Origin of the sequence: Flammeovirga sp. EKP202 (genome assembly GCF_014534745.1) — a bacterium.
Classification (GTDB): domain Bacteria; phylum Bacteroidota; class Bacteroidia; order Cytophagales; family Flammeovirgaceae; genus Flammeovirga.
The window spans coordinates 77,423-93,654 of the sequence record NZ_JACVVP010000029.1 but is presented as its reverse complement, the minus strand read 5'-3'; the positions used below and the strand labels follow the sequence as shown (position 1 = coordinate 93,654).

15 protein-coding genes and 1 tRNA gene are annotated in these 16,232 nt (G+C 31.7%); 8 read left to right on the top strand and 8 right to left on the bottom strand.

The genetic code is table 11. The features are described 5' to 3' along the window. Positions 1–75: transfer RNA gene (locus IC221_RS17740), tRNA-Pro, on the bottom strand. A gap of 153 nt (positions 76–228) precedes the next feature. Beyond that, positions 229–1,551, bottom strand: coding sequence for a DUF5103 domain-containing protein (locus IC221_RS17735; protein ID WP_188170255.1), 1,323 nt, complete (start codon positions 1,549–1,551; stop codon positions 229–231). A gap of 506 nt (positions 1,552–2,057) precedes the next feature. On the opposite strand from IC221_RS17735, the gene IC221_RS17730 reads away from it, so the two are divergent. The 5 genes from IC221_RS17730 to IC221_RS17710 all read left to right on the top strand — a co-directional run bounded on the left by IC221_RS17730 (position 2,058) and on the right by IC221_RS17710 (position 6,985). Then, a complete protein-coding gene (locus tag IC221_RS17730) occupies positions 2,058–3,428 on the top strand; it encodes a (Fe-S)-binding protein (RefSeq protein WP_188170256.1) in 1,371 nt (456 codons plus the stop codon). 33 nt (positions 3,429–3,461) lie between these two features. Beyond that, positions 3,462–4,262, top strand: a complete 801-nt coding sequence (locus IC221_RS17725) for a (Fe-S)-binding protein (RefSeq protein WP_044212127.1) — start codon at positions 3,462–3,464, stop codon at positions 4,260–4,262. 137 nt (positions 4,263–4,399) lie between these two features. Then, positions 4,400–4,894 carry a hypothetical protein gene (locus IC221_RS17720; RefSeq protein ID WP_188170254.1) on the top strand — a complete coding sequence of 165 codons (495 nt, stop codon included), beginning with the start codon at positions 4,400–4,402 and terminating at the stop codon, positions 4,892–4,894. 82 nt (positions 4,895–4,976) lie between these two features. After that, complete coding sequence (pepE, locus tag IC221_RS17715) at positions 4,977–5,693, top strand: dipeptidase PepE (RefSeq protein ID WP_188170253.1); 717 nt, start codon at positions 4,977–4,979, stop codon at positions 5,691–5,693. A gap of 206 nt (positions 5,694–5,899) precedes the next feature. Continuing rightward, entirely contained in the window at positions 5,900–6,985 is a 1,086-nt protein-coding gene (locus tag IC221_RS17710; RefSeq protein ID WP_188170252.1) for a DnaJ domain-containing protein, read from the top strand. 139 nt (positions 6,986–7,124) lie between these two features. Here IC221_RS17710 and IC221_RS17705 read toward each other — a convergent pair whose 3' ends face one another. Then, on the bottom strand, positions 7,125–7,367 hold the full coding sequence (locus tag IC221_RS17705; protein ID WP_188170251.1) for a hypothetical protein: 243 nt from the start codon (positions 7,365–7,367) through the stop codon (positions 7,125–7,127). Positions 7,368–7,622: 255 nt separating this feature from the next. Here IC221_RS17705 and IC221_RS17700 point away from each other — a divergent pair, with 255 nt between their 5' ends. The 3 genes from IC221_RS17700 to IC221_RS17690 all read left to right on the top strand — a co-directional run bounded on the left by IC221_RS17700 (position 7,623) and on the right by IC221_RS17690 (position 10,065). Next, positions 7,623–8,009 carry a hypothetical protein gene (locus tag IC221_RS17700; protein ID WP_188170250.1) on the top strand — a complete coding sequence of 129 codons (387 nt, stop codon included), beginning with the start codon at positions 7,623–7,625 and terminating at the stop codon, positions 8,007–8,009. A 40-nt stretch (positions 8,010–8,049) separates the two neighbouring features. Beyond that, positions 8,050–8,586, top strand: a complete 537-nt coding sequence (locus IC221_RS17695; RefSeq protein WP_188170249.1) for a hypothetical protein — start codon at positions 8,050–8,052, stop codon at positions 8,584–8,586. A gap of 291 nt (positions 8,587–8,877) precedes the next feature. After that, positions 8,878–10,065, top strand: coding sequence for a site-specific integrase (locus tag IC221_RS17690; RefSeq protein WP_188170248.1), 1,188 nt, complete (start codon positions 8,878–8,880; stop codon positions 10,063–10,065). A gap of 105 nt (positions 10,066–10,170) precedes the next feature. Here the strand turns inward: IC221_RS17690 and IC221_RS17685 are convergent, their stop codons facing one another. The 5 genes from IC221_RS17685 to IC221_RS17665 all read right to left on the bottom strand — a co-directional run bounded on the left by IC221_RS17685 (position 10,171) and on the right by IC221_RS17665 (position 16,208). Then, positions 10,171–11,457, bottom strand: coding sequence for an McrC family protein (locus IC221_RS17685; RefSeq protein WP_188170247.1), 1,287 nt, complete (start codon positions 11,455–11,457; stop codon positions 10,171–10,173). Beyond that, positions 11,450–13,219, bottom strand: a complete 1,770-nt coding sequence (locus tag IC221_RS17680) for an McrB family protein (RefSeq protein ID WP_188170246.1) — start codon at positions 13,217–13,219, stop codon at positions 11,450–11,452. Before IC221_RS17680 ends, IC221_RS17685 begins: the two co-directional genes overlap by 8 nt. Before the next feature lie 147 nt (positions 13,220–13,366). Next, positions 13,367–14,119 carry an HNH endonuclease gene (locus tag IC221_RS17675; RefSeq protein ID WP_188170245.1) on the bottom strand — a complete coding sequence of 251 codons (753 nt, stop codon included), beginning with the start codon at positions 14,117–14,119 and terminating at the stop codon, positions 13,367–13,369. Between the two features lie 129 nt (positions 14,120–14,248). Then, complete coding sequence (locus IC221_RS17670) at positions 14,249–15,328, bottom strand: hypothetical protein (RefSeq protein ID WP_188170244.1); 1,080 nt, start codon at positions 15,326–15,328, stop codon at positions 14,249–14,251. A 382-nt stretch (positions 15,329–15,710) separates the two neighbouring features. Beyond that, a complete protein-coding gene (locus tag IC221_RS17665; protein ID WP_188170243.1) occupies positions 15,711–16,208 on the bottom strand; it encodes a hypothetical protein in 498 nt (165 codons plus the stop codon). Between the last annotated feature and the right edge of the window lie 24 nt (positions 16,209–16,232).

The window sequence follows — 16,232 nt, the reverse complement described above, 5'->3', positions numbered from 1 at the left end:
TCGGGATGGCAGGATTCGAACCTGCGACCCCCTGGTCCCAAACCAGGTACACTAACCGGACTGTGCTACATCCCGAATGTGTCTCTCAAAAGGACTGTTTTTGTTTAACGCGGTGCAAAGGTGTAGGTATTTTCTTAACTGTGCAAGTATCTTTAAAACTTTTTTCTGCTAACCAATGTAAACGTCTTATTTCTCAATGAATTAAATGTTAATTATAGATGAAAAAAATTATCTATTGGCAGATAAGCTTCGATAACCTACTACTCGATCGGCTCTATCTCCAGGCCCTCGGTAGTACACTAATATCTCATATTGATTCCTTGTAAGGTTAAAGCTCCCTTCTATTTCTACATCATCTCTAGTCATTTTAGAAGTATTGACCACTGTATACATATAATCATATCGGCCTTGCTTTACAATAGTCGACCCTACATAAGCTTTTTGTCGTTCATCATATATCATTTTATTCTCTTCATTCAATTGCCATTGTGAAAAACCACCATAGGCATACACATCACCTGCAAAAGGAGTTTCGGATTTTAGGGTAAAAAACACCTCCATATAATCCGATTCCACCCAATAATCGGTTTTTCCAAAAACAGCAATTACATACCCTCCATTATAATCATTTTGCTGTTGGTTAAATGCCTTTTTGTTTCTAACAAGGTCTGATCTTAGTCTCACTTTTCTAAAGTTCTTCATAATGTCAGTGGAAGATACCGATGCTCCACTAGTGTTAACACTACTAATTTCAAACACTCTAAATTCGTTCAAACCGAGAAAAGCATTTTCACCATCATAATAACTATAATCCATCACTTGCTCATGTCCTCTCACAAAACGAGGTAAAAGATTGACGATAGGATTATCCCATCTTCCATTTTGTAGAATTGTCACCGAAAAATCTCTCTTAGGATTAACTACAGTAAGCCCTCCATAATTCACCGTAAAATCAATTTGCTGCATGTATCTTCTTTCACTTCCTCTCATCTCTACCATTTTGGAAGCGATAGAAGCTGTTTTTTCGTACACCACAAAACGTTTTGTTATGATCAAATCATCCTTATCCCCTTCTCGATAAACTTTTAATAAATAATTCCCAGACATCTTTACTTTCGGTAATTGAAAAATAAAATGGACATAAGGAACACTTGTATTCATTGAAAAGTCAAAATCATTCAACTTAAAGGAATTATAACTCTGCATAAATTCGATAGGTTGAAGTTCCGAAGGGGTCCAATCCTTATTACAATGTTCAATTTCTGCTTCAAAATAATCGGCATCATCCCCAAAAAGGTCAAATTCTAATATGAGAGGAAACTGTTGATCTAACCTAACAACTGGTGAATTTAACTGAGGTATACTTCTACTTCCTCCTTTAGCATACAACTGTACTGTTCGTACATTTGGATCATATACATAATCAGAATACCTGATTTCTTTATTCTCATAATTATCTGAGGTGACAATTTCCCATTTTTCAGGCTGGGCTTTTACTACACTAGTAAAAAGAAAAAGTATTATAGAAAATAAAGGAAGTATCTTATGCATACCGTTTGAATTATGTTTATTAGATTAACTCATTGTAATAAGGCCAAATTTTAGAACTCTTGTTCCTATTATTAATTGTGAGTACAATGGTAAAAATAATGAAGAACTAATTGTCATTTAATTTTGGCTTAGTACTTAGCAAGTTAATGGAAAAATGAATCCAATTTTGGATAAAATGGTAAAATCATCATAGTAAAATGTACATCTACTCCAAATGCAATAGAAAATTCTTTAATTCATTCTATTTATATCCAAAAAATACAATAAGTGAATAATTATTCATATTTAGAATCATTCTCAATAAGTGTTTTTGTTACGTTAATTAACATGAAATCAAAGTAGTTGTGGTTTAGGTCGTTATATTTATTCAACTATTTACATTTAAATATTTGTAAATACGCATTGAAAGTACTTTATTAGCAATAAATACTCTGCTTGCATAACATTTTCAGATAGTAAGTAGTTAAGTATATACAATAAACACACATAACTTTTTAAGCATTATGATTCAGATTGTGCAACAGCTCGCTTTTGTAGCCGCAATCGGTTTTACGGGATATTTAGTAACCAAGAGAGCTACATTTATTTATAAAAATATATTTCTCGGCAAAGAGGAAGAAATAAAAGGAGATTCAGCAAAAAGGTTTGGTAATATGTTCAGATTGGCCTTTGGTCAACAGAAAATGTTCGATCGTCCTTTAGTCGGTTTAATGCATTTTGCCGTTTACGCAGGGTTCCTATTGATCAATATTGAAGTACTTGAAATTGTCTTAGATGGCCTTACAGGACAGCACCGTATTTTTGCCAACGTTATCCCTAGTTCTACTTACCATTTCATTGTTAGTTTCTTTGAAGTGATGGCATTAGCAGTGACCGTTTCTTGTTTCATCTTCCTTATTCGTAGAAACGCACTTAAGATTCCACGCTTTCATATGGCAGAAATGAAAGGATGGCCTTACAGAGATGCAAATATCATCTTGTATGCAGAAATCATTTTAATGACAATGCTTTTTTCTATGAACGCCTCTGACGCTGTATTACAACAAATGGGAAATGAACATTACCCGGTTGTAGGAACTTTTGTAATTAGTCAATTCTTCGTACCGCTTTTTTCTGGACTTTCTGAAACTGCATTAGTAGCAGTAGAAAGAACAGCATGGTGGGTTCATATATTAGGCATATTTGCTTTCTCAGTATACATTACTTACTCAAAGCACCTTCATATTTTCCTCGCTTTCCCCAATACTTATTTTGCAAAACTAGAGCCAAAAGGAAAAATGGAAAATATGGAATCCGTGACCAATGAAGTAAAAATCATGTTGGGAATGCCTGTCGAAAACACTGATCAAGGAAACTCAGATGAGATGCCTACTTTTGGAGCAAAAGATGTTCAAGATCTCTCTTGGAGAAATGTAATGAACGCCTACTCTTGTACAGAATGTGGTCGCTGTACTTCTCAATGTCCTGCAAATATTACGGGTAAAAAATTATCACCACGAAAAGTGATGATGGATGTAAGAGACAGAGCAGAAGAAATTGGTAAAAATAGAGATGCAAATGGTGGCACATTCCAAGATGATGGTAAGATGCTATATGGAGATTATATCTCAAAAGAGGAATTGATGGCTTGTACTTCTTGCAACGCTTGTGCTGAGGCATGTCCTATCAATATTGATCCACTAGGTATTATCTTAGAAATGAGAAGATATGTTGCAATGGAAGAATCTGGAACTCCTCAAGAATGGAATATGGTCTTCCAGAACATTGAAAACAACCAAGCTCCATGGGCATTTGCTGCAAGCGATCGATTCAAATGGGGAGAGGAATTAAGAACTCAAGAGACTAAAAAGTCAGCATCAGATAACATCAAAGCCTAATTTAATTTACATCAACAAAAGACACACATAACAATGACAGATACAAATTTCTTAAAAGTACCGACCATGGCCGAAATGGTAGAACAAGGAAAACATCCTGAAGTTTTATTTTGGGTAGGTTGTGCAGGTTCTTATGATGATAGATATAAAAGAGTAATTACAGCGTTTGTTAAAATTCTCAACGAGGTTAACGTCAATTTTGCTGTACTAGGACCGGAAGAAAGCTGTACAGGAGATCCTGCGAGAAGAGCTGGAAATGAATTCTTGTTCCAGATGCAAGCAATGCAAAATATAGAAGTATTGAATGCCTATGAAATCAAGAAAATTGTAACAGCATGTCCGCACTGCTTCAATACCATCAAAAATGAGTACCCTGCCTTAGGTGGAAATTATGATGTAGTCCATCACTCTGAATTCCTTCAGGGATTGATTAATGATGGACGATTACAAGTAGATGGAGGTCAAGCTTTCAAGGGAAAGAAAATTACGTTCCATGATTCTTGTTATTTAGGCAGAGCCAATGGCGTTTATCAAGCACCTAGAACTGTCATCGAAGCTTTGGATGCAGATCTAGTTGAAATGAAACGTTGTAAGAAAAACGGTTTATGCTGTGGTGCTGGAGGAGCTCAAATGTTTAAAGAGCCGGAGCAAGGAAATAAAGATATCAATATTGAACGTACAGAAGAGGCACTTTCAACAGGTGCTGAAGTAGTTGCCGCAGGGTGTCCGTTCTGTATGACCATGATTAATGATGGTATTAAAAATAAAGAGAAAGAAAAAGAGGTACAAGTAATGGATTTAGCAGAGCTTGTTGCCGAATCAAAGGGACTGTAAAATATTTTTCCAATTCAATTCATTCCATTGAGGGGTCCTAAAAAGGCCCCTTTTTTATTTGTTTAAAACACTTAAACAGACATTCAGTTCAAAAGATTAAGAAACTAAATGTATATTGCATAAAAAAGAGTTATCAAATGAAAAGTATAAATCAGCTACCGGATTCTTCCCGTATTTGGATTTACCAATCAAATAGAGCCTTCACTACAGAAGAGCAAGAGAATATTGCTCCTCTTCTAGCACAATTTATTTCTACATGGAACGCCCATGGAAGTGAATTGGATGCCAGTTTTAGTATTGAGAAAAATCAATTTATTATCATCACTGTTGATGAAGGAGTGCATGCAGCTTCGGGTTGCTCTATCGACAAGTCAGTCGGTGTTATTCGTTCTATTGAAACTTCATTAAATGTGTCTTTATTTGAAAGAACTAATGTAGCGTACTTGAATGAAAAAGAGGAAGTTGCTACTTTCAAAATGACAGAAGCGAAAGGAATGGTAACTGAAGGGAAACTTCAACCTTCAACATTAATCTTTGATAATACAATCCAAACATTAGGAGATTTCCGTTCAAGATGGATTGTAGAAGCAAATGATTCCTGGCTCAAAAGATATTTTAAAATTACAGCTTAAAAAGCTTAAAGTGACTATCACCACATAGTCACTTTTTTTATAAAACACATATACGTTTGCATATTAACTTAAACCTAGTGTTATGAATGAAAAAAACTTATTGATCGTTAGCACATCTACCGTACACGGAAAACCTTATTTATCTTATTGCGAAGAAACGATTCAATCCTTCTTTGAAGGGGCGAAAGAAGTGATTTTTATCCCTTATGCCCGACCTGGGGGAATCTCTCATGATGAATATACAGCAATTGCCGCTAAAAAATTTAATGCATTAGGCTTCAAAATGAGAGGACTACATGAGTTTGACGACCCTAAATCCGCTCTTGCTGTTGCATCTGGAGTGTTTACAGGAGGTGGCAACACTTTCGTTTTATTAGATCAATTACAAAAACTTGGTTTAATAGAAACGATTAAAACTCGTGTGAGTGAAGGGATGAAATACATGGGAACAAGTGCAGGTTCAAATATCACTGGCTTAACCATCAATACAACGAATGATATGCCTATCGCCCACCCTGCTTCATTGGACGCTTTAGGTTTGGTACCCTTTAACCTCAACCCACATTATTTAGATCCTGATCCAACTTCTAAACATATGGGTGAAACGAGAGAGACAAGAATAAAAGAGTTTCACACTTACAATGATCAAACGGTAGTTGGACTCCGTGAAGGGTCTTGGTTGAAAGTTGAAGGTGATTATATCTGCCTGGAAGGTCCTCTTTCTGCTAGAATTTTTAAAAAAGGAAAAGCTCCTTACGAATTAACACCAGAGGATGACTTTAACTTTTTATTAAAATAAATACTATACTTTAGGATCATTACTCTATTCAGCTGAGTAATGATCCTAATTTTCTTTAATATTTCTATCTATTCGTAAGAAATGTTCTATTTTAGTCTTCAGTAACAGTTAATTTTCATTGTTTCAGCTATTAGTATGGGTGTATTCTGACGTAAAGAAAGTAACCTTCTTCAGATGCATCAACATCCTATTCTATAAACTACTTTATGGACAATTATTATAATATATTGGGGATTGATAGAAGTGCAGGTAAGAAAGAAATTAAAAAAGCTTACCTGACCTTAGCCAAGAAATACCACCCCGATGTCGACAAAAATGATTCAACACTTGAAGATAAATTTAAGCTCATCAATGAAGCTTACAATACGCTTTATGATGACTCAAAAAAGTTTCAATATGATAATGGTTTAACCTATTTCACATTCCATAATACAACTTCTTCCAACACTTCAGAAAGAAGAAATTATAGTCAGGAAACAAATAGAAAAAGAGAAAAATACAAGACTCACGTTCAGGCGGAAGCAAAAAAAGAAAAAAGACAATACAAAAAGTTTGCACCCTATATTGTTGGAGGTTACGTTGTTGCGATGATTGGATTAATCTCTTTTTTCGTCCATCGCCAGAGTAAACTGGCGGATGAGGCTTATAGTTCTGCCTTAACAAATCTAAAAGAAAACAGGGTGCGTTTAGCCCATCAAAATGTTCAAGAACTACTTGAATATGAAGACTACACAAGAGCCGAGGTTATTCAGGCAGGCATAGAAGTTCTTTCAAAAAAGTCCTCCACGGCACTCCATTATATCCGTAAGATTGAAGACGATTTAAAAGAAGAAACGCCTTACTCTGGTGATTTATATTATTTCAAAGGGAGAGCAATGTACCTTGAAGGAGATGGAATTGGAGCCGTTCAAGCTTTTGAAAAAGCATATAAGTATAACAATGGCGATGATGTGATTGATTTTTGGTTAGGAAAAACCTACAACGATCTTTTATTGGAATACGATAAAGCAGCAAAAGTATTTCAAAAAATTCCTCAAGGAAGTCCCTATTATGATGAGAGTATATTGTTGATTGGGATTTCACTACAACATAATCGTCAATTTAATCTATCGCAGAGGTATTTGCTCCAGGCTCTTAACGCTAAAAAACACCAAGCGTTGGCCAATTATTATTTAGGCTGGCATTACAAGTTAAGTCAGAACAATGCTAACAAAGCCTGTATTTATTGGGAGACTTCTGCAAAACAGGGCTACGCTGAAGCACTCTATCAATACAGAAGGCACTGCCAATAACTACTGACAGTGCCTTCTTTATATTTTATACATTTATTTGAAAAAGAATTAAAATTGACAGCTTCAACTATAAATTTTAATCTAAGATAGGTTTCATAACAAGCTCCCCTCTGATTTTTCTTTTTCTAAACTCTTTTGTCTATCTATTTTCCAGGATATCAGCAGAAAGCTTCACTCCCATCTCTGTCAAATTTGCAAATGTCCCTTTCGGACTGATTTGTACATTTTCAACAATCCCTTTCGTCTCAAACTGATTGACGATTGAGTTCAATTCATAAGTAGAAAAAGGAATTCCTAAAATTTTGGAAAGGTTCTGCAAAGACATGGCTTTGTGTGTATTCATTGCTACTATCAGCTTTCTTGATCTTCTAGAGGTTGGCATGCGATGAATGTTTAAATTTAAAACGGGTAAGATTAATTATTTATGACTCAAAAATCATATTCTGCTACTTAAATAACTCTGACCCAAATCACTAATTAACAATTATATAAAAACATTAAGCAGTTGTACTGCCTAAATTTGAATAAGTTAAATAAAAATTGCCTGTTTGGTTTCAAAATTGATCACGATACCAAATAAATAAATTCTAAAGAGCTCCATCATTATTGGAACTCAATAGTCACACAACAATTTCTCATGCATGCTTTAGATAATATCTTAAAAACTGAGACTTCTGACACTTTTAAACCGCTAGTGGGATTAATAAGATCCATCGCTCAAAGAAATAAGTTAGGTTTCACTTTTAGCCTCACCACAAAAGAAGTCTTTACGGCTGAAAAAGGCTACATCATTGCTTATCAAGCTACTCAAAATGAATTCGATAATGAGGGTATTGTAATTTGTATTGAACACGCCCAAAAACATCATCACCTTATTGGCGGATGGCAAGATCCAAAAACCTTTCTCTATTATTTTGATTCTGTAATGTATGTGGAAGACAAAGAAGAAGCCATACAATTGGGTCGAAAAAATAATCAGATTTCAATCTTCGATTTTAAAACGCAAGAAGACATCTTCTTTTAAGAACCCTTTCTAATTTATTTCATAAACTAACTGAATTATAATGAAGCATATCAAGCACCTCGCCACAGAAGACAAAGTAAAAAAAAGCATTCAACATCATGCTGTTCATCTCAGACGTATTACTAATACGCACGTAGACCTGCTGAAAGTAAAAGACAAAGCACTCACTATTTTGGTGGATATTTCATCATCCAATTTAGAAGAAGCAGAAGCAATCAAAAGAGGCAAAAACATCTTCAAAAATCATTTACCAGAAGAATACACTGTACATGTCGAAATCAAGAAAGAGAAGGAAAAAGCTTCTTTTGAGGAAATACATCTAGGGATTATCCCTTCAAAGGGAATCGTTGGCACTACGATATCGAGTACTAAAGCACCGTATTTCACATGTGAATTATTTAGGAATCATAATGAAGGTGCTCAACCTATTCACATTAACAACCAACACTTTTATATCAACTTTATTGATTATGACGCCAGCCTATCAATACATGAAATGAACGACAAACTCAACGAAGCCGCTTCATTTTGTAAAACTTGGTTTGTAGAATTCGGATATCTGCTAGAAAAAAAATAATGTTTTCGTGATTTTATATTGAGGTTCTTTCCAATTCAATTCTTTAGCAACTCTTTCACAAAGTTTACAATGCGGATATTTCTGATTTTGCTTTAATTTTGTAATTTTGTCATGACTAAAAATAAAGACAATTTTTTTGATAATCACATTCATTTTATACCGCAAAAACACCTATTTCTGCTATAATATTCTCTAAAAAGAGATAATAAAAACTACTATTTTTCACTTTACTAGTATCACATTTAGTATCACACGTACCTACAGAAAAAGTGTGCTACTAACGTGAATACTATGAACTTTATCAGTCCAATGAATCTTGTCACCTCATTGTTTTACCGTACAAACAGATCTAATAATAAAGGTTCCATACTAATGTGGATCACCGTAAATGGAGTCAAAGCCCGTTCCGGACTAAATACTGGAGTTAAATGCTATAAAGATCAATGGAACGGGAAAGGTAAAATAATTAATCATCCACAAGCTCATACATTAAATGAATCCCTCTTTGTGGTCGAGGCTAGTATTAGATCGATTGCTAACACTTTTCAGCTTTCTCATATTGCATTTACTGCAAACGATCTGGTAGATATCTACAGAGGTAAAAAAATGTCGTTAAACTTAAAGGACGTGTTTGATATGTACATGGAGCGTGAAATGAAAATCAAGACAACTTCAAGAGTTCGTAATTTAAACTCCTGTAGAAATAGAATTACTGAACACCTCACAAAATTAAGTATTAACTCCATTGAATATCTAGATACAACGAAAATTGAAAGTATTTATGAAGAACTTATTTCAAAAGGTGTTACAAAAAGTACATTGAAACAGGATATTAATTTTTTAGTCAATGCAATTAATAACTTTGTGGAGAAAAATAAGATTTACCATATGCGAGTTACACCTCCTAAATATGGTAAAAGAAAGCCAAGTGACATTACCTTTCTTGATGATACTGAAGTAGAATTATTTGAAAATTACATACCAAAAAATGAGCACGAATTAAAGGCTAAAAATTGGTTTTTATTATCCTGCTATACTGGGATGCATTTCAATGAATGCAAGAATTTCGATTTCAAAAAGCATTATAAAACCAATGCTAAGAACCAAAAGTATATCCTCATACAAAGGGATAAAACTAGCTTGGTAAGTAATCAAAGGTGTACAATACCACTAATACAAAAAGCCATTATACTCATTGAAGATTATTTCAAAAATCGTAATCTTAAAAGTGATTACAAGCAAGTGAGGGCATATAATTACACCCTGAATAACATTGCTAAAAAAATTGGTATTGATAAGCATGTCACCTCTAAAATTGGTCGTAAAACTTTCGGTACATTAATGATTTTGAAAGGAATGACTTTAGAATCTGTAAGTAAAATGCTTGGTCATGCTTCTGTGATAACTACCCAAAATCATTATGCTATCATTTTAGAGGAAAGGATTTTTAATGAATTTGAGAAGATTGAAAAAAATTAATCTTACAGCGAAAAATCTTACACTTAGAAAAATACAATATTCGTAATATCTAAGTGTAAGATATGATTACTTGTCAGATATAGCAGTGGCTATCATAACTCATTTTTAAAATAAGCTAACCATAACATCCTCTATACCTTTCATAGAAGCACAAAAATCTTTATAACTACAAGTGTCATGAGGTATTGGAAATGACCATACTCTTACTTCATTCCCATATCCATTTAATACTCCAAGTGATCTTTCTAACTCATTGTTCAATATTTTTTTATCAGTAGGTACTAAAAAACCTCCTATTTTTGATTGAAGAACATACATATATGAAATGATCTGATTCATATCATCTCTACCAATACCTCCTGCTTGCTTATTAGTTAATCTTTTATACTTAGCATCAATAACTATTTGATCTCGATAAAAATCTGGATATCTTCTAACTTTATTATTTTCAAATAGATATATAGGATCCCTTGATGATTTATTTTCAGGATGTTTGAAACCACATTTTTTCAAAAAAGTATTTACATATTCTTCCCATAACCAAGCACCATCAAATAAAACACCGTAGACCTTATCTTTTTCTTCCCCATATTTTAAACCTTCATGCCTTAGAATTTGTAGACAGATCCTGTGTAAACCAATATATTCGGTAAAAAAAGGGTGAGAAAAAGGACGGATATTTTTATTAATGACTGATCTTCTATCTCTTAATGAATAATTAGGTGTGACTTTAATAAATTCCGGTACAGCTTTTTTCATTTCATCGTCAGCGTTCAATATTTCAGATGAATAAGGTAACGTTTTTATATATTCTATTGTATGACGAATGAGTTGAGTTAATGAGTTATCAAAACTTTGTTCCCTTACACTATAAGAAATCCTACCCAGAAAAGGGATATTCTGTTTTATATGTCTATTTATATCTATGTTCCCTTTAACATTTGAATCATTATAATTCCGTTTCTGATATTCCTTATAAAGGCCTTGACGGTAAGCTTTTTTTAGGTAGTAAGGAAACATATAAATTAAAAAATCAAAGATAGACTCTTTTGCTGTTTTATGATTTAGATTAAAAATATTAAGAGAGAAAACCTTCTGAAGCATGTAGTGGAGTAAATAATCCTCATCATGAGTTGCAAACCTAGAACTAACTCTTATTTCTGTATTATTTACCCCGATAAATCCCATAATATTACCTGTTTCCAGATCTGAATTATTTATATCAAAGATATTTGATTCATTAATACTTGCTTCATCATCATTATTTGAGAAAACAAACAAATCATTATTGCGATTAATTAATTCCCCAATTGATTGGTTAGATATTAAGGATAAATCTTCAATATATTCTTCCTTGATCTCTTGCTTAAAATTATCTTTAGTTCTAAGCATTATTTAAAGAGTTATCATAAGCTTTTTTTAAATTATTCAGCTCATCTTGAGAGTTAGGAAGACCTCTCAAATATTCAATAAGAATACCTTCAATATGATTTGACCATAATTTTTCAAAGGCACCATTATATAATTCTAACTTTAAAAAATAAGCTGGGCCAATGTGGTATGATGAATTTAAACCAGAGACATCCTCTATTGCAGTATTTAAAGATCTTAGGACTTTTTCAGCATCTTCTTTCCATTTATCAATTTGTCCATCCCACATATTTATTCTTTCTGAGGCAGTGATCTCTTTCCATGCAAACCTTCTTCTCATTGCAAAATCAAATGATTCTACACTTCTATCTATATCATTCATAGTACCAATGATATAAACATTTTCTGGAACATAGATTCCACCTTTAAAGGGATCATCATCACTTTGTAGATTTGAATATTGTGTTTTCACTTTACCTGACTCACCTCTGTAGCCAGTGTCAATTGAATAAAATAACTCACCAAATACCTTTGAAATTTCAGCTCTATTTATCTCATCTATAATTAAAACAAAGTTTTTAAGAGGAACATTTGAGGTTAAGTCTATTAAGTTGCTTTCTTCAGATTCAGATAATCTAGTTTTAACTTTTTCATAAAAGGTAAATAAATAAGAATCAGTTTGAAGATGATAGTCTCTTTTATAGAATTTCTTTATATCTTTTACTTTTAAAAGTTGAAGATCTTCCTGATATAATAATTCTTTGAGTATCTTTATATTAACCAGAAGATCTGAAGTTTTCTCATTTTTGGGTACTTCAACCTTTATATGTGAATCATTATATTCTAATACAGTAAATTTATTACCATTCTTTAACTCGAAGTTTTTATTAGATTCGATAGCATCTTCTAAAATGTTTTCTAATTCATTTTCAATTAATTGTTCTTTTGTAACCTCTTCTACTGTCTTAGAACTATCAATTATATTTAATAATGCATTTTTACAAAATTCTTTGAAAACTCCATTTCTTAATTCAAAACCTATATCACTATTACCATCATTTTTAATAGGTCTTAAACCTTCTACAAAGTCAGTGTAATCATAAGAAGGATGAAACTGAACAAATTCAACTTCGGCATTCATTGCATTTGCTATTTGTTTTGCTAAAAAGGTTTTACCCGTTCCCGGAGCTCCAGTTAATATTAAGTTTTTATTTGACTTGATAAGTGAGACATACTCGTCTATTTTATTGTCTTTCATTTCTTTAATAGGTTTTAAGAATGTAGTTATTTCGTCAATTTTTTCACTTAATATTGGAGACAGCTCTTTTACAAGAGAATCCCAGTTTTTTGGTAATTGAGATAATGGTTTTGTCCAACTTGAGGATTGTAACTGCCCCCTATGTAAATTGTATGGATTATTTCGATCTGAAAAATTTACATCAATATCAATATTAAAGTGAGGATCATTATTAAAACCCCAAAAAGCAAATTTTATAAAAACATTTTTTCCTATTAACTCATGAAAATTCTTAGGTATAAACCCTCTAAGGATATAATCTTTTAGTCTAGGAGAATTACCTTGACCTGATTGTTTTTGAGGGTATTCAGTGTAATTAAGAATCAAATCCGAGGATAAATTTTCATTTAATTGTTTCACCAAGTACTCAATCTTCTTTCTTGTGTCATAGTGATATTTCACCTCTGGACTATTAGATATATATTCCTTATTTATTTTGCTCTTATATAGAGTAATTGCTTCTTTAGACCAATCAAAAAATTCCATATTTTTAATATTAGTTCGTTTGTTTCATTACAATTAATAGATATACTATTCTATTAATGCTATCTAAAATTGTTCGTGATTTTTCAGAGCTTTATCTTTAATAACTTATTTTCAGTGAAGTATTATTCTTACTACTTTAATTTAAATTTATAACTTCCTTTGTACTTTAAGAGAATCTCCTTTTTCCTGCTTTTTCAAAAGCTCATATATTTTAAAAGGCTGTTGTGAAGTTTCGGTAGGTAAAAATGTCAAATATTTTTCAATGTTCCCATCAGATTCTAGCTCAAATACACACATATACGCTCTCACTGATCCTAATCTTACTTGATAAACTCCATTTTCTACATCCATATTAAAAATCTTAGCTTTTTTCACAAAATGCTTTGGAAATGTTCTAACATGATAATTATTCAATTGTCTTCTCACACTTGTATAAGACCTTGATTGAATCACCTTTCTTCCAATTTTCTCGAATAACATTAAATAAGCATTTTTTAAGATTGCTATATCGGCTTTATCATCATCGAAGTTTTTCTCAGGGGTTACTAAATATTGAGTTTGCCCTTGGGATGTTGTTGAAGTAAAGTTTTTTATTGTTGAAGGAGGATTAAATCTTTTCTTTTTACTGTCGTAAATCTTAACATCAAGAGTATCTTCTTTGATTAATTCAACTTCAGCATTAACTATAACACCTCCATTATTAATTTGTCGTGCATACTTTTCTCCTTGCTTAAATTTAAAATAATTTTCAAACTTAAATCCATTCACTAAATGGTGATCTACATTCTGACCATAATCATTATTACAATCCTTACATGTTAAAACAATTACCTTACCTCCTAATGCATTCTGTGGCACATGTTCTTCAGATAAATGATTTTTTGTCTTGCTTTTTTTCAAATCACTTTCTGTAAAGTCATCCCCACAAATAGGGCATGTATAGTATTCGACTCCTTTCTTTTTAAAGGAATTATCATGAAAAAACTGATGTGAATTCATTTGTTATTTTAGTTTAGTTCTAGAGTATTCTTATAATTTTGGTATTGAAATATTGATTGAATTTTCTTTTTCACTCACCTTTATGTCTAACCATTCTTTCAATCCAAAACATTTATTTTTTATTAATTCAAATTGAGTTTCTTCTAGTTTATTATTTTTCAGGATTAGGCCATCTTTTGATATTTCAATAAAAATTGAATCTAAAATATCATTAACTTTAGGTATTTCATCCCTTATAGCTTTTACAGGGTCAATTGAATCTATAACACAAAAAAGATAATAAAATGGATATTCTTGAAATTTAATACTAGGGTTAGTTTCTAAGTCCTCCATTCCATAATGCGAGTAGTCTTGGTTTTTTTTTGGATTAAACCAAATATTATGTGCTTTAATAATTTGAGCACAATAATAGTATTGTATATCAAGTTCTGGCTCCCAGTTTAGACCTGAATTCTCAAATCTGTTTTGATAAATTTCAGTACGATTCTTTTTAAGCTCATCATATAATTTCATTCCTGCAATTATACCATGATCATACTTTCCCAATTTTGCTAGTTTCCATTCAACATAGTTAGAAATATTATCTGAAAGTATTTGAGGGATAGGATTTTCATTAAAATCTCTTTCTTCTGTATATTCTAAATAAAAATGCCTTTCTAATTCAGAATAAGTAGATATGTTTTGTTTTTTTAATCTTTCAATTTCCTCTACTACTTCTTCGTATTTATAATACAAATCATGAAATAAAGTTGACAAAAACCACATAAATTGAAAACGGTTGATATCATAACCCTCTCTTTCATTAAGACCTAGAATGAACTCATTTCTATCTAGATTACATTTCCATTTATTAAAAATTAAAATACCTAGAAAATAAACTGAGTTAGTATGTTTGATATAACCATTTCCATTAATGTCTTTAAAGCCTATATCATTTAATATTCTCGATTTACCGCCACTTTTAAAAAAATCTTTTATGAAATTTATATGTAATATTTGATTATTCTCATCATTAATAAATGGATTTTTCAGCTTATTTCTTGAAGTTTGATTATAATAAAACCATTCATTCTTTTTCAATGATTGAATTGATTTAAGGATAGTTTTCATATTTATAGGTCTTTAAGTACATGTAAAATATTTGATTCATATACAAAATGATTCTCTCACAATTATGAAATAATACACCTATTCTACTAAGTGTATTGATTCTTAAAAAAAATTATTTTGTAAACATTTTTAGTTTAATAGAATATATTTTGGTGATTGTTAATTTTGTCTATTCCAGATTTAGTTTTAAACTGATTATAACTAAAAGGTGAAGGATGAGCGGAACAATAAAAATTATTATTCTTTCCATGCTGTACCAAAATGTGTTCAAAATTTTTAGCTTTCACCCCCCATAATAACCAATCAATACTAAAACTTTGAATACTTATTTCTAGAAGAATTCCCTCAATAAAATCTTTCCATAAATCTAAATGACTTTCCTTTATATTTTTTTTACTGTAAGAGCAGTGTTTATTAAAAAAACTCCATTATCTCTCCATTTTTTACATATTTTATTTGGTGACGATATTATAAAATCACTTTCACTAATTTTCTCTCTCAATGAACTAGTATCAATTGATTTATTATTTTGAATATAATAAAGCTCTCTAGCGATATTTGTTAATGAAGGGGGAACATCAGTACCCCATTCATCAGGCTCATCAATATCAAAGGCTAACCCTGTTGCTATGTCAGAATCATAATATGGATCTTGTCCAATTAAAACCACTTTAATACTCTTTAATGACATTGAAAATACTTTGAAAATATTTTTAGGGTCATAAGGATAAAATATTTTATTGCTTTTATTTAATTTTAATAACTCATCTTCAGCATCTTTTAAGAGAGTTATATTATTATTGAAAACATTATCCCAAGAAGGATCTATTTGAATATTCTGCCCTAAAAAAGTAAATGCTCCGTTGTTTACATTAGTCATAAATTTGTTTTTAGTTTAGTTTAA

Bases quoted from the DNA above. Each gene is read 5' to 3' on its own strand.
- pepE (WP_188170253.1), top strand. From the start codon at position 4,977: ATGAATGAAAAAAACTTATTGATCGTTAGCACATCTACCGTACACGGA.
- IC221_RS17690 (WP_188170248.1), top strand. From the start codon at position 8,878: ATGAACTTTATCAGTCCAATGAATCTTGTCACCTCATTGTTTTACCGT.
- IC221_RS17665 (WP_188170243.1), bottom strand. From the start codon at position 16,208: ATGACTAATGTAAACAACGGAGCATTTACTTTTTTAGGGCAGAATATT.
- IC221_RS17670 (WP_188170244.1), bottom strand. From the start codon at position 15,328: ATGAAAACTATCCTTAAATCAATTCAATCATTGAAAAAGAATGAATGG.
- IC221_RS17705 (WP_188170251.1), bottom strand. From the start codon at position 7,367: ATGCCAACCTCTAGAAGATCAAGAAAGCTGATAGTAGCAATGAATACA.
- IC221_RS17720 (WP_188170254.1), top strand. From the start codon at position 4,400: ATGAAAAGTATAAATCAGCTACCGGATTCTTCCCGTATTTGGATTTAC.
- IC221_RS17680 (WP_188170246.1), bottom strand. From the start codon at position 13,219: ATGGAATTTTTTGATTGGTCTAAAGAAGCAATTACTCTATATAAGAGC.
- IC221_RS17685 (WP_188170247.1), bottom strand. From the start codon at position 11,457: ATGCTTAGAACTAAAGATAATTTTAAGCAAGAGATCAAGGAAGAATAT.
- IC221_RS17735 (WP_188170255.1), bottom strand. From the start codon at position 1,551: ATGCATAAGATACTTCCTTTATTTTCTATAATACTTTTTCTTTTTACT.
- IC221_RS17710 (WP_188170252.1), top strand. From the start codon at position 5,900: ATGGACAATTATTATAATATATTGGGGATTGATAGAAGTGCAGGTAAG.
- IC221_RS17695 (WP_188170249.1), top strand. From the start codon at position 8,050: ATGAAGCATATCAAGCACCTCGCCACAGAAGACAAAGTAAAAAAAAGC.
- IC221_RS17700 (WP_188170250.1), top strand. From the start codon at position 7,623: ATGCATGCTTTAGATAATATCTTAAAAACTGAGACTTCTGACACTTTT.
- IC221_RS17725 (WP_044212127.1), top strand. From the start codon at position 3,462: ATGACAGATACAAATTTCTTAAAAGTACCGACCATGGCCGAAATGGTA.